The organism is Deltaproteobacteria bacterium (assembly GCA_016875225.1).
Classification (GTDB): domain Bacteria; phylum Myxococcota_A; class UBA9160; order SZUA-336; family SZUA-336; genus VGRW01.
Map to the genome: position 1 here is coordinate 30,889 of VGRW01000015.1, position 13,222 is coordinate 44,110.

At 72.3% G+C, this 13,222-nt stretch carries 7 protein-coding genes and 2 tRNA genes; 3 read left to right on the forward strand and 6 right to left on the reverse strand.

What is annotated here, in order from left to right; all coding sequences use genetic code 11:
* Positions 1–52: 52 nt before the first annotated feature.
* Both FJ108_06005 and FJ108_06010 read right to left on the reverse strand, forming a co-directional pair.
* Positions 53–1,777 (reverse strand): CocE/NonD family hydrolase, encoded by a 1,725-nt coding sequence (locus tag FJ108_06005; GenBank protein ID MBM4335456.1) that lies wholly within the window; start codon positions 1,775–1,777, stop codon positions 53–55.
* A 202-nt stretch (positions 1,778–1,979) separates the two neighbouring features.
* Positions 1,980–2,052, reverse strand: a tRNA-Lys gene (locus FJ108_06010).
* A 61-nt stretch (positions 2,053–2,113) separates the two neighbouring features.
* Between FJ108_06010 and FJ108_06015 the strand changes: the two genes are divergently transcribed.
* Positions 2,114–4,519 carry a PDZ domain-containing protein gene (locus tag FJ108_06015; GenBank protein MBM4335457.1) on the forward strand — a complete coding sequence of 802 codons (2,406 nt, stop codon included), beginning with the start codon at positions 2,114–2,116 and terminating at the stop codon, positions 4,517–4,519.
* On the opposite strand, the gene FJ108_06020 is transcribed toward FJ108_06015, so the two are convergent.
* The 4 genes from FJ108_06020 to FJ108_06035 form a co-directional block, all read right to left on the reverse strand.
* Complete coding sequence (locus FJ108_06020) at positions 4,485–6,794, reverse strand: DNA polymerase II (protein ID MBM4335458.1); 2,310 nt, start codon at positions 6,792–6,794, stop codon at positions 4,485–4,487. The two genes, FJ108_06015 and FJ108_06020, sit on opposite strands and share 35 nt — an antisense overlap.
* A 1-nt stretch (position 6,795) precedes the next feature.
* Positions 6,796–10,362, reverse strand: coding sequence for a 5-oxoprolinase (locus tag FJ108_06025; GenBank protein ID MBM4335459.1), 3,567 nt, complete (start codon positions 10,360–10,362; stop codon positions 6,796–6,798).
* 12 nt (positions 10,363–10,374) lie between these two features.
* Positions 10,375–11,322, reverse strand: a complete 948-nt coding sequence (locus FJ108_06030) for a HEAT repeat domain-containing protein (protein ID MBM4335460.1) — start codon at positions 11,320–11,322, stop codon at positions 10,375–10,377.
* A gap of 21 nt (positions 11,323–11,343) precedes the next feature.
* A tRNA-Arg gene (locus tag FJ108_06035) sits at positions 11,344–11,419 on the reverse strand.
* Between FJ108_06035 and FJ108_06040 the strand changes: the two genes are divergently transcribed.
* Both FJ108_06040 and FJ108_06045 read left to right on the forward strand, forming a co-directional pair.
* Positions 11,393–12,292, forward strand: coding sequence for an acyltransferase family protein (locus FJ108_06040; GenBank protein MBM4335461.1), 900 nt, complete (start codon positions 11,393–11,395; stop codon positions 12,290–12,292). The genes FJ108_06035 and FJ108_06040 overlap by 27 nt on opposite strands.
* A complete protein-coding gene (locus FJ108_06045; protein MBM4335462.1) occupies positions 12,289–12,975 on the forward strand; it encodes a hypothetical protein in 687 nt (228 codons plus the stop codon). Before FJ108_06040 ends, FJ108_06045 begins: the two co-directional genes overlap by 4 nt.
* Positions 12,976–13,222 lie beyond the last annotated feature (247 nt).

Genomic DNA, 13,222 nt, shown 5'->3' on the forward strand with positions numbered 1-13,222 from the left:
GGCGCGCCGCAGATCGCGCCCGGTACGGCGTGCCGAGCGCAGGGGCCGGGCTTCAGTGCACCGTTTCCGCTGCGCCCGGCGCGTCGCGGTCCACGAACGGCAGCTCGACCCACGAGTCGGCGCCCCGCGCGATGGTCCAGGTCGGGGGCGGGCCCGGCGGGCTCGCGAACTGGTCCCGATCGGCGCCCGCGATCGCGAGCCGGATCCGGTGACCGCGACGAAACAGGTGCGAGATCGGCTGCAGGTCGAAGACCAGCTCGGCCGGCTCGCCGGGAACGAGCGGCTCGGCGTCGGCGCGGTCGAAGCTGCGGTACGGCACAGTGAGCGCGTAGGGCGACTCGCGATCGGGCCGAAGCCGGCGGTGCAGCGCGCGGATCGTCCCCTCGCTCACGTAGCCGACGTTCCCGCGCGCATCGACGTCCTCCAGGTACGCGAAGAGCGCGCCGTCGGCCGCGTCGCAGCGCACGGTGAGCCGGACGAGCGGATGGCCGGTCACCTCGAGATCGCGCGGAAGCGACGCGCTCTCGTAGACGAGCAGGCGTCGATCGCGCTCCGCGCGGTCGGGGTATTCCGTCCAGGTCGGCACGGCCAGGCCACGCCAGCGGCTGGTCGCGCCGCTTCCGGTCTCGGGATCGGTCGTGAAGACGTCGTCGCCCGCGGGCGGTGCGCTGGGCGCGGGCTCGAGCGCGCCGGCCGGCCCCAGGTAGAGCCGCGTCGGCCGCGAAGGCGGAGGCCAGGCGTCCGCGTGCTTCCAGCGCCGCTCTCCGGTCGTGTAGTACGCGACGGGCGGCGAGGCATCGGCAGGCGCGCCCTTCAGGTGCGGGTCGAAGAAGCGCAGCAGCTCCGCCGCGTGGTCGAAGTCCTCCGAACGCGTCGGCTCGAGCGGCTCGAGGTGCTGGTCACCGCCGTGGTTCCAGGGCCCGAGGCGGAGCCTCTGGCCGGGATTCGAGAGCGTGCGGAAGCGCTTGATCGCCGCGTGCGCGTAGCCGCCGTCGAGCCAGCCGCTGTAGCTGTACACCGCCGCGTTCGAGGCCTCGATCGCCGGGCGCCGCGCGCCGTAAGGGCTCCAGTCCTCCGTGCGCAGGCCGAGCCCCGGCGCGAGGTCGTCGCGGAACGGTGTCGCGAGGGCCTCCGCGTGGACGTCGAAGTTGCCGAGGTGCGCCGCTTGCGCGGAGCGGACCGCCCGCGCTCCGCGGGGACCGTCGACCGGCCGCGGCCCCGAGACGAAGATCGGCACCCACGCCGGGAACGCCGCGAAGAGAGCGCCGCGGTCGATCGCGGCGTTGAAGCGGCCCCAGGTCTCGGTGAACCAGTGCAGGTGGACGCCGCCCGGGTAACCGATGTCGGTGTAGCCATCGAAGAGCGCGAAGCGCGGCGCCACCGCGCGCACCGCCGGGTGGCGATTCGCGAGCAGGAGCTCGGCTGCGGTTCCGTCGTAGGAGTCGCCGAGCGCGCCGACGAGCCCGCTCGACCAGGGTTGTCTGACGATCCATTCGACGATCTCCGCGCCGTCGCGGACCTCGTCGTCCGACCAGAGCGACGCCTGCACGCCGCCCGAGGCGCCCGAGCCGCGCACGTCGACGTCGATCCAGGCGTAGCCCGAGTCGAGGAAGCGCTGCGCGACATCCGAGGGCCGGTCGAGAAACGGCCGGACCAGCGCGCGGTAGCGCACGGCCCGCCAGTACCGCGTCATGCGCAGGATCGCCGGAACTCGCCCGCCCTGCCCCGCTCCCGCCGGCAGGTACAGGTCGACCGCGATCGGCACGCCGTCGCGCATCTCCAGGTAGAACGAGCGGCGCACTCGTCCCGTGGCGTCGGAGGCTTCGGCCGCGCGGGCGCAGGGCCCCGCGAGCAAGCAGAGCGCGAGTGCAAGCCAGCGAAGACCGTGCGGACCGCGCGATTCTCGACAAGAGGTGGACACGTCCGCCTCTCATCGTCTCGAGCGCGGCCGGGCTTTCCCCGGCGGGACTCGTCGGATCTGAGCGCGGGCGGGCTCGAACCGCCGACCGAGGGATTAAGAGTCCCTTGCTCTACCAACTGAGCTACGCGCCCGGGGCGCATGATAGCGGGTCTTTCTCGCGCGGCGACCGGCCCGCGCTAGACTCGGCGCCCGATGCTGATTCCGCGACCCGACGCACCGACCCGAATCCGCGCGATCCGACTCCTGCCGCTGGTCGGGCTGGCGTTTGCGGTCGGCTGCGCGACGGCGGGAACTCTGCCGTCGGAGCAGGCGCAGCTCGTGGTGACCAAGGACGCCCTGGCGCAGACGGGAAGCTTCTACCTTTGGCCGGACCGGCTCGACCAGCGCATGGTGGTCGGCGCGCTCGACGCACTAGAGCAGAGCTTCGACTCGGTGATCTTCGACAGCGAGGAGGGCTCCGCCGAGGGCGTGCTGACCGTGAACGGCGAGTCGGCGCGCGTGCCGCTCGACCCGAGCTTCGACCCCGAGCGCTACCGCGACGTGCTCGCGCGCGCGATCCGCTTCACCGAGCAGCACCTGCCCGACCCGATCGATCCCGAGAACGACCTCGAGCACATTGCGCTCCGCGGGGCGCTCGGCGCGCTCGATCCCTATTCGACGATCTTCTCCGGACGCGGCAGCGAGGACTTCCGGATCCGCTTCGAGGGCAAGCTCTCGGGCGTCGGCGCGCGGATCGGCCGGCGCGACGGCGACCTGATCGCGGTGCGCGTGTTCCCGGGCAGCCCGGCCGAGAAGGGCGGCCTGCGCGACGGCGACGCGATCCTGTCGATCGACGGCGACCCGACCCAGCCGCTCTCGGTCGAGGATGCCGTGAGCCGCATCCGCGGGCGCGCCGGCACGCCGATCTCGCTCGGCGTGGTGCGCGGAAGCGATCCGAAGCAGAGGCTCGACGTCTCGATCATCCGCGGCGAGGTGATGATTCCGAGCGTCGAATCGCGAACGCTCCAGGGCGCGGGACGGATCGGCTACGCGCAGATCTACCAGGTGAGCCGCGAGACCGCGCAGGAGTTCCGGGAGCGCGTCTCCGAGCTCGGCCCGCTCGACGGCCTGGTGCTCGACATGCGCGGAAACACCGGCGGCAGCATGGTCGCGGCGGCGCAGCTCGTGGACCAGTTCCTCGATTCGCACACGATCGTGCGAACGGTGACGCGCGACGGCCTGCCGCCGGACGCGCGCAGCCGGATCAGCGCCGATCCCGCGATCGAGTTCGACATGCCGCTGTCGATTCTGGTCGACCCGCAGACCGCCTCGGCGGCCGAGATCATCTCGGGCGCGCTCGAGCCGCTCGGCAACGTCACGATCATCGGCCAGACGACCTACGGCAAAGGCCTGGTGCAGCAGGTCATGCCGATGAAGGACGAGAACCTGCTGAAGCTCACCGTCGCCGAGTACCTGCTCTCGGACGACCGCGCGATCAACCAGAAGGGAGTCGAGCCGCGCATCCGCCTGTTCCCGGTCGCGGCGTCGCGCCTGGGGTCGCTGGCGAACGTGCCGGCCGGCGCGGTCCCGTACGTGCGCGGCGCGGGCGAGGACGACGCGTTTCCCGTCGAGGTCGGCGCGATCCTGCTGCGCGAGCCGGGCGAGCGCGGCCTGGCGCGCGTGCGAGCGCAGGCGTACGAGAACATCGCCAAGCACCTGGAGCCGCTCGGCGTGCGCTGGTCGGCGCGGCGCGGCGCCGACGACTCGGCGCTTCCGCTCCCGCTCGGGGTCGCCGTGCAGGCGCCGACGCTGGTCTCGGGCGAGGCGGGAACGGTTCGGATCACCGTGTCCAATCCCAACGACTTCGCGCTCCCGGACGTCTGGCTCGCGCTCGATGCCGGAGCGCTGTATCTGGACAACAAGATCGCCGGACTCGGCGAGCTCGCGGCCCGCGACTCGGTAACGACGGAGATCGAGCTCCTGCCGCCCGACGGAATTTCGGTCGAGCACCATCCGATCGATCTGCTCGTCGCCTCCGGCGACCGTCCGCTGCTGAAGCAGCGCTCGGTGCTGGACGTCTCGGTGCAGCCACCCGAGTTCGAGATCGAGGTCGAGCGGCTCTCGGAGGCCGAAGCCCGGCTCACGCTCACCAATCGCGGCCGACACGCGGCACGCGGACTCACGATCGCGGTCTCCGGCGCGACGCGCTCGTTCGAGGTGCTCGAGCCGGGCGCGCACGAGCAGATCACGCTACCGCTCGCGGCGAAGCCCAAGACGATCGTGATCGCTCAGCTCGGCCCCTGGGCGCAGCGGCGGATCGAGGTGCCGATCCCCGAGACCCGCGTGAGCTACACGCCGCCCGAGGTGGTGATCGACGAGCAGTCGGAGAACCTGGGCTTGCGCGCGCGCACCGACGTGGGGCTTCGCGACGGCTGGATCTCCGTCGATCTGCAGAAGCGCGCCTGGAGCGACTTCGAGGGCGCGCGCGCGGGCGAGATCGAGGTGCCGCTGGGCAGCGGCGAGCACGACGTCGTGGCGAAGATCGAGACCGCCGAGGGCGTCTCGGTGGTCGACATCCGCCGGGTCACAAGAGAGTCAGCTGCCGCGGCGAGTCGGTGACCTCGTCGAAGCTCTGTCCGAGCTCGCACAGGATCGACTCCGCGATCGGCTTCACCACCTTCTCGACGTAGTGCGCGCGGTCGAGGTCCGCCGGCAGCTCGCCGTCGGGCCCGATCGGCTCCGGTCCGCCGCGCGTCATCACGTAAGCCACGGTCCGCCCGACCTTGACCTTCGAGCGCCGCGCCGCCTCGACGTGCGCCGGGGTCGACGCGGTGTAGCGCTCGACCGCCCCTTTGCGCAGCGCCTTGCGGGTCACGAGCTCGCGATCGAGCCTACCCGCGAGCAGATCCACGACCACCTCGCGCACGAACTCCGCCACCGGCTCGTCGCGAAACAGCCGCTCGAGCATGCCGCGCTGCAGCCTGCGCGCGACCTCGGGCCAGTCGCGGCGCACGGCCTCGAGCCCGACCACGTGCAGGTTGCCGTTCAAGAGCCCCGCGTAGCGCTTGCGACTGCCCTGGGTGCCGCCGCGCAGTCTCGGCTGGTAGAAGCGCTCGTAGACGTGCTCGAGCTCGAGCTCCAGCCGCGGCTCGACCGCCCACTCGCGGCGCAGCTGCTCCGATAGATCGGCCTGGACCAGCGCGCGGAGCCGGTCGGCGATCTCGACGGCGCGTTCGAGCGTGGCCTGCTCGTCGACGAGCACGAAGATCGAATCGGTGTCGCCGTAGAGCACGCGCGCCTCGCAGCGCTCGAAGGCCAGGCGCGTGCGCTCGAGCACGAGCCGGCCGAAGCCCGTGATGGCGTTTGCGACCTCGGGCGCGAAGAAGCGGCAGGACGGCGCGCCGAGCACGCCGAAGAGCGCGTTCATCATGATCTTGATCGCGAGATCGGCGTGCCGATCGCCGCGCCGCTTGGCCTGCTCGCGCCGCGCGGCGAAGCGCTCCAGGATCTCGGGCAGGATCGACTCCGAGCGCGAGAAGCGCGCGCCGTTGGGCGCCTCGATCGCGTCGGCGCCGGCGCACGCGTGCGCGAGAGGATCCAGGTTGAAGCTCCGGATCAGGCTCGGATACAGGCTCTTGAAGTCGAAGACCGCGACGTTCCGGAACAGCCCGGGGTGCGAGTCCATGACCGAGCCGCCCGAGACGCGGCCCGGCTCGCGCTCGCGCTCGACCGACGGCGCGACCCGGCCGCGGCGGCGCAGCTCCGGCAGGTAGAGCAGATCGAACGAGGCGATGCTCGCTCCGACTCGGTCGAGCTGCATTCCGCTTAGCAGGCTGCGCTCGACCGCGAGATCGAGAAGCGACTCGCGAGCGATGATCTCCTGCACGAGGACGGCGTCCTCGCGGTTGTAGGCGACGAAGGCCGCGGTCTCGTCGCGGTACATGCGCAGGATCTCGCGCGCCGGGTTGCCGCCGGTCTTCGCGATCCGCTTGCCGCGCCCGAGCAGGGTTCGCGACGCCGTCTCGAGCGAGTAGTCGTCGAGCGCGATCGAGGCGTCGCGAACCAGCGCCATTCCGTCGAGCACGACGCGCCCGGGGATCTCCGCGCGCCGCTGACGGGTGAACGAGCCGTCGCGCGCCAGTCCGATCTCGCCCGGCGCCCGGCCGATCTCGAACGCCACGCCAAGCCGCGATGCGCGCGCGACCAGCACCGCGAAGTCGAAGTCGACCACGTTCCAGCCGGTGATCACGTCGGGGTCGAGCGCGCGGATGCGCGCGGCGACGTTGCTCAGGAGCGAAGCCTCGTCGGCGTGCGAGATCGCGCCCGGAACCTCGCGCGTCGCGAGCAGGTGCACCTCGTCCGCGCCCGCGCCGACCAGCGCGGCCGAGAGGACCCGGCCCGCGTCGGGGGTGGTCTCGAGGTCGAGCGAGAGCACGCGCAGCTCCGGGCGCGCGCTTCCCGGCACCAGCTCGGGATTGCGAAACACGCGAAGTCCAGCGTCATCGCTGCGCGACGACTCACCGGTGATCGCGACCGCCGCGCGCAAGCCGCGATCGATCAGGAACCGGTACGGAAAGCGGATGTCGGCCTCGAGCGCGACCGCGCCGGCCGCCTCGAGCTTCTCGCGCAGGCGCGGGATCGCGGCGGGCTGCCTCGCGATCACGCGCACCAGCGGCGCTCCGCGCAGATCGACCAGATCGCTGTCCTCGATCTCGACGCCGCGCTCCGCTTCGAGGAAACGCGTCGCTTCGGGGTGCGTGAAGAAATACGGGCGGTAGCGCTCGTCCTCGACCAGGAACGCCTCGCCGCTCTCCAGGCGGCCGAAGAGCTGCACGACCGCGCGGCCGTTCCGCACGCGGTAGGTCGGGTGCACGATGAAGCCCAGCTCGGCCACGCTAGACCGGCGCCCCGAAGCCGCCGCCGCCCGGCGTCTCGATCCGGACGCGCTCGCCGGACGCGACGTCGAAGTCGCACTTGCCGCCGAGCTCGCGCCCCGCGTGGCTGTTGCTCCCGCGCGCGCCCGGCCCGCCGCCGGCCAGTCCGAACGGCTCGCGCACGCGCCGCTCCGACAGGATCGAGACGCGCATCGGCTCCAGGAACTCGAGCTCGCGCACGAGCCCGTCGCCGCCGCGGAATCGCCCGGCGCCGCCGGACCCGCGCCGCAGCGCGAACTCGACCAGCCGGACCGGGAAGCGGCTCTCGAGCACCTCGGGATCGGTGATCCGCGTGTTCGTCATGTGCGTGTGCACGCCCGACGCGCCCGCGAAGCCCTCGCCCGCCCCCGCCCCGCCCCCGATCGTCTCGTAGTAGCCGAAGCGCGCGTTGCCGAACGAGAGGTTGTTCATCGTGCCCTGACAGGCGGCGAGCTTGCCGAGCGCGCCGAGCAGGACGTCGACGACGCGCTGGCTGGTCTCGACGTTTCCGCCGCAGACCGCGCGCTCGGGTCCGGGAGAGAGCACGCTCCGCTCGGGGATCCGGATCGTCACCGGCCGCAGGCAGCCGGAGTTCAGCGGAAGGTCGGTTCCGACCAGCGCGCGGAGCACGTAGATCACCGCCGCGATCGTCACCGCGCGCGGCGCGTTCAGGTTGCCATCGACCTCGGGCCCGGTGCCGGCGAAGTCGATCTCCATCTCACTTCCGCGCACTCGCAGCGCGACGCAGATCGGTGTGGCGTCGTCGAGCGCGTCGCGGAAGACGTGCTCGCCGTCCGGGAGCTTCGCTATCTCCTCGGCGACCTTTGCCGCGGCGTTGTCCTGTACAAAGCCCATGTAGGTGTCCACGACCTCGCCGCCGTGCCGCCCGACCATGTCGAGCAGGAGTCGCGCGCCGGTGCGGTTCGCCGCGATCGCCGCCTCGAGATCGGCCAGGTTCTCCTGCGGATTCCGCGCCGGGAACCGCGCGCCCGAGAGCGCCGCGAGCACCGCCGCCCGGTCGAACACGCCGCCGCGCACCACGCGCAGCGCGCGCAGCACGACGCCCTCTTCGTCCAGCCGGCGCGAGAACGCAGGCATCGATCCCGGCGTGATTCCGCCCACGTCGGAGTGGTGGCCCCGGCTGGCGGTGAAGAAGCGCAAGCGTCCGGCGTCGTCGTGCACGGGCGTGACGACGGTGATGTCGGGAAGGTGCGAGCCGCCGGCCGCGGGGTCGTTGCTCACGAAGACGTCGCCGGGAAGCGGATCGGGGTGCGCCTCGATCACCGCGCGGACCGACTCGCCCATCGCGCCCAGGTGCACGGGAATGTGCGGGGCGTTCGCGACCAGGCCCGCGTCGCGGTCGAAGACCGCACAGGAGAAGTCGAGCCGCTCGCGGATGTTCGTCGAGAGCGCCGTGCGCCGCAGCACGACGCCCATCTGCTCGGCGATCGACATGAACAGGTTGTTCATGATCTCGAGCCGCACCGGGTCGACCTCGGCGCTCGCCTTCGGGCGCGACGCTTCGCCCTCCAGATCGACGAGCGCGATCCGCCCCTCGGCGTCGATCTCGAGCTCGAAGCCCGGCTCGACGACCAGCGTGCCGGTCGCCTCGAGCACCAGCGCCGGCCCGCGAAGCCGCCATCCCGCGGGAAGCGCCTCGCGCGCGTAGACCGGGACGTCCTCGGCCCAGCTCGCGCCGCAGAAGACACGCGCGCGGCGGAGCGGCGCGGGCGCTTCGGAGCCGCGACGCGACTCGTGCGAGACCGACACCTCCGGGTGTCGCCCGCGCACCTCGACGCGCGCCACCACGGCCTCGACCGGGTGGCCGCTTCGCGCATAGCCGAAGCCGCGCGCGTGCGCGGCCTCGAACTCCGCGCGCAGGCGGCCGGCGTCGCCGAGCAGGATCCGAAGCGCGGACTCCGTGCCGCGGTAGCGCAGGTCGAGCCGGCGAAGAACCGCGATGCGCTCCGGCGCGAAGCCCTGCTCCGCGAGCGCTTGCCGCCCGCGCGCCTCGAGCTCCGCGAAGACGGGCTCGAGCTCGCCCGACAATTCCGGCGCGAGCTCCCGGCGGCCGAGGTCGGCCTCTCCGTGCCAGGAGACGTCGGCGAGGCCCATCCCGTACGCGGAGAGCACGCCCGCGAGCGGGTGCAGCAGCACGCGCCGGATGCCCAGCCGGCGCGCGAGCGCGCAGGCGTGCTGGCCACCGGCGCCGCCGAACACGACCAGCGCGTGGTCGCGCACGTCGTAGCCGCGCGCGACCGAGACCTTCCGGATCGCCTCGGCCATGTTGGCGTTGGCGATCTCGACGAATCCCGCGGCGATCTCGTCGCGCGCGCGCAGCACGCCTTGCGCGCGCAGGCGCGCTTCGAGCGTGTCGAGCGCCCGCTCGACTCGAACGCGATCGAGCGGAAACGGAAACCGATCGCCGACGAGCCGGCCGAGCGCGACGTTCATGTCGGTGATCGTCGGCTCGGCTGCCTCGGCGTGTCCGTAGCAGAGCGGCCCCGGCGTCGCACCCGCGCTCTCGGGCCCGACGCGGAAGCGCTGGCCGTCGTAGCGGCACAGCGACCCGCCGCCCGCGGCGACGGTGTGGATCGCGAGCATCGGCGCGAACACGCGCACGCCGGCGGTCTCGGTCTCGTAGACGCGCTCGAACTCGAAATCGCCGGCCGGCGCCGCCTCGACGCGCGAGACGTCCGTCGAGGTGCCGCCCATGTCGAAGCCGATCGCGCGCTCGGCGCCCATCGCCCGCGCGACGTGCGCGTAAGCGACGACGCCGCCCGCGGGTCCGGAGAGGATCGCGTGCGGGCCGCGGAAGCGCGACGCGTCGGTCAGCCCGCCGCTCGACTGCATGATCGCGATCCGGCTGCCGGGAAGCTCTCTGCGCAGCCCGGCCACGTAGTCGCGGAGCAGCGGCGTCAGGTAGGCGTCGACGCAGGCGGTGTCGCCGCGCGCGAGCATGCCGATCTCGGAGGCGACCTCGTGCGAGAGCGCGACGTGGCCGAAGCCGACCGCGCGCGCGGCCTCGCCGATCTCGCGCTCGAGCGCGCCGGCCCGGTACGCGTGCAGGACCACCACGGCCAGGCTCGCGAAGCCGCGCTCGCGCAGCCGCGACAGCTCGGCGCGAAGCCGTGCGGGATCCGGGCGCGCGAGCACGCGGCCGTTTGCGTCCGCGCGCGCGTCGATCTCGAGCACCTCGCGGTAGAGCTGCTCGGGCTTTCTGATCTCGAGGTCGAAGATCCGCGGCCGCGCCTGGGTTCCGATCGCGAGCAGATCGCCGAAGCCGCGCGTGATCGCGAGCGCGAAGCCCGTGCCCTTGCGCTCGAGCAGCGCGTTGGTCGCGAGCGTCGTGCCCATGCGGATGTCGCAGGCGGGAATCGGCGCGTCGGCCGCGATGCCGAGAAGCTCGCGGATCGCCTCGAGCGGCGCGCGGTCCGACGATAGGCGCTTTGCGACGTGAAGCCGCCCGGTCGCGGGATCGCGGCCGATGCAGTCGGTGAACGTTCCACCGCGGTCGATCCAGAAATCCCACCGCGCGGGCTCGGCCATCCAGGCAGCGTACTACTGCAGGAAGTCGATCGCCTCCGCGCAGCGCGCCTGCACCGCCGGATCCGTGGCCGGATCGCAGTGTTTCTGCACGATCGGCAGGACCGTCTCGTCACAGGTGAACTCGAGCGAGGCAAGCGCGCGCAGCACCACGGCCGGCTCTCGGTCGCCGAGCGCGTCGAGCAGACCCGCGCAGGCCAGGAACCCGTCGGCCTCGCCGCCCTGCTCCGCCGCCTTCTCGCGCACGCGCGCGTCCGGGTCGCTGCGCAGCACCTCGAGCAGCGCCGCGAGCGCTGGCCCCTCGGGATCGAGCCCCTCGATCGCCTCGATGCGCATCTCGGGATTGCTGCTGCGCAGCTGCTCGAGCAGGTCGGCCTGGCTCCGCGCGCGCTCCTCGCGCCGCGCCGCGAGCTCCGCCTTCTGCTCCTCGCTGCCGCGATCCTGCTCACGCCGCTCGCGGATCTGCTGCCGCAGCGTGTCGGCGAGCTCGCGCCGCTTCGCCTTCTCGGCCGCGCTCTCGCCGGTCGCGGCCGCGGTCGCGCCCGCGGCCCGGATCTCGCCCACCTCGAGGCGCGCGAGCTCGTGGCGATCGGTCTTCGCGTCGAAACGCCACTGCGCGCGGTACGGCAGGTCCTCGAGCAGCGCCGCGATCACCGTCTCGATCGGCTGCCCCCGCAGCTCGAGCGTGAGCGGCCGCGCATCTAGATCCCCGACCAGCTCGAAGCGACCCTCGCGCGCGAGCTTCTCGAGCAGAAGCCCGCGCGCCGCCGCCTGGCACTCGATCGTCACGCCGCCCTCGTCGACGTCGACGCGCGCCTCGCCAGGTCCGAGCGCCTCGCTCGCGGTCGGCGCCGACGGCTGCGTCACCGCCTCGTCCGGCCCCTTCCGCTCCGCCCGCTCGCAGGCGAGCGCGAGCAACAGCGCCAGGGCGCACGCGCAGGCGCGCAAGGATCGCAGCTCCAAACCCGGCTCCTCCCCATCGACTGGCGCGCCCGGAGGGACTCGAACCCCCAACCCTCTGATCCGAAGTCAGATGCTCTATCCATTGAGCTACGGGCGCGGACCGGCGATTATAGGGACAGACATGGAACTGCCACTCCCCCTCGCGCTCCGCGCGCTCTCGGACGAGGTCGACGAACGGCTCGCCCGGATTCCGACGACGCTGAACGAGTACGGCTACGACCCGTTCGGCGCGAGCCTGGACTTCGCGCACACGACCAGCGCGATCGGCGCGTTCCTGTACCGGTACTACTTCCGGGTCGAGACCCGCGGGATCGAGAAGGTCCCCGACGGGCGCGTGCTGCTGATCGCCAATCACGCCGGGAACACCCTGCCGATGGACGGCGCGATGCTCGGGCTCTCGATGCTGCTCGAGGCCGAGCCGCCGCGGCTGGTGCGCGCGATGGCGGAGTTCTACCTGCCGCGGATTCCGTGGTGGAGCGAGCTGATCCACCGCGCGGGTGCGGTGGTCGGCACGCCGGAGAACTGCGCACGCCTGCTCGAGCGCGAGGAGGCGATCATGGTCTTCCCCGAGGGCTCGCGCGGGTTCATCAAGCCCTTCTCGCAGCGCTACAAGCTGCAGCGCTTCGGCACCGGATTCGTGCGGCTCGCGCTGCAGACGAAGACGCCGATCGTCCCGGTGGGGATCGTCGGCTCCGAGGAGCAGAGCCCCGGCCTGGTCGACTCGAAGGCGCTCGCGAAGCTGATCGGCGCGCCGGCGTTTCCCGTGACCTGGTTCTTCCCGTGGCTGGGGCTGCTCGGCTACCTGCCGCTGCCGGTGAAGTACCGCATCCACTTCGGCGACCCGATCCGCTTCGAGGGCGACGCGAACGAGGACGACGAGGCGATCTCGCGCCACGTCGGGCGCGTAAAGGACGAGATCTCGCTCCTGATCGAGGAGGGGCTGGCGCTGCGCAAGGGCTGGTTCAGTTGAGCGGGCTCGAGCCCGTCGTCTGGCTGATCGTGTTCGTCGTCTCGATCACCGCGCACGAGGCCGCACACGCCTGGGCGGCCTGGCTGGGCGGCGACCCGACCGCCTATCGCGGCGGCCAGGTGAGCCTGAATCCGATTCCGCACATGCGACGCGAGCCGTTCGGCATGGTGCTGGTGCCGCTGATCTCGACCATCAGCGGCGGGTTTCCGATCGGCTGGGCGAGCACGCCCTACGACCCGCGCTGGGAGGAGCGCTACCCGCGGCGCGCGGCCTGGATGGCCGCCGCGGGGCCGGCCGCGAACGCGGCGCTCGCGCTCGCGGCGCTCGTCGCGCTGCGCGTCGGGCTCGACGCCGGCGTGTTCCTCTCGCCCGACCAGGTCGACGCCACGCGCCTGGTCTTCGCGGAGTCCGATCCGGTCGACGGCCTGGGGCGATTCCTCTCGATGATGCTCGTGCTCAACACGGTTCTGTGTCTGTTCAACCTGGCGCCGGTGCCGCCGCTCGACGGCGCCAGCGCGATCACGTTGCTTCTGCCCGAGCACGCCGGGCTGCGGGTTCGCCAGGCGCTGCGAACCCCGGCGATCGCGATGGCGGGGCTCTTCGCGGTCTGGTTCGGCTTCGGCCAGATCGTGCGCCCCGTGTTCGGAATCCTGATCCGCCTGGTGCACCCGGACTTCGGGTAGCCGACCGCGCGAAGGCATGCGCGGGATCCCTCGCATAGAAGTTGATCCCGCCGGCGCCGACGAGCATGAAATCGACGCCGGCCGCGGCCAAGGCTGCGAGGCCGACCTCGAAGGCGCTAGCGCGCTCGGTCACGCTTCGCGCGCTTGATCGCTCGCAGCCACTTCTGGTGCTCGGACAGTGCGGCCAGCACCCAGGTCTTGTCGGTTCCGGGCCGATTCCAGGGTCGACGCTCGATCCGTTCGGCGA

Excerpts from the sequence above, each read along its gene's own strand:
- FJ108_06005 (MBM4335456.1), bottom strand. The coding sequence starts at position 1,777 with ATGCGCGACGGCGTGCCGATCGCGGTCGACCTGTACCTGCCGGCGGGA.
- FJ108_06015 (MBM4335457.1), top strand. The coding sequence starts at position 2,114 with ATGCTGATTCCGCGACCCGACGCACCGACCCGAATCCGCGCGATCCGA.
- FJ108_06025 (MBM4335459.1), bottom strand. The coding sequence starts at position 10,362 with ATGGCCGAGCCCGCGCGGTGGGATTTCTGGATCGACCGCGGTGGAACG.
- FJ108_06040 (MBM4335461.1), top strand. The coding sequence starts at position 11,393 with ATGCTCTATCCATTGAGCTACGGGCGCGGACCGGCGATTATAGGGACA.